Annotated in this window: 1 pseudogene; it reads right to left on the bottom strand. The window is 41.6% G+C overall.

From position 1 onward, the window contains the following. Nucleotides 1-315 (bottom strand): annotated as a pseudogene (locus AAEY62_RS21390) (amidohydrolase); the annotation flags it as partial.

The following is a 315-nucleotide window of genomic DNA, read 5'->3' as shown; positions in this document are numbered from 1 at the left end:
ATATAAGCCAAAGTCTTCACCTGCCATTACAGGGAGGGTTTCAAGCACATTTTCATCACCAATAGCGCTGGCAATACTTTGACGCACAAGGTTGGTTTGTGCCGGATTGTTATATGTAGATGGAATTGACTCATCTTCATGTACTTGCACCTTAGGGTAGAGCGCTTCCTCAAGGCCTGCGCTTTGTGCAATACCGGCGGTAATGCGTTTAATTGCTGCAATTTGTGCATTTCTAATATCAGGGTTATAGCTGCGTAATGTAAGTTGTAACTTTACTTCATCAGAAATTACATTATGTTTTGAGCCACCATGAAT

It is taken from the genome of Pseudoalteromonas sp. GW168-MNA-CIBAN-0100, from assembly GCF_040309225.1.
Lineage (GTDB): Bacteria > Pseudomonadota > Gammaproteobacteria > Enterobacterales > Alteromonadaceae > Pseudoalteromonas > Pseudoalteromonas arctica.
This window is presented reverse-complemented; position numbering and strand designations above follow the sequence as displayed.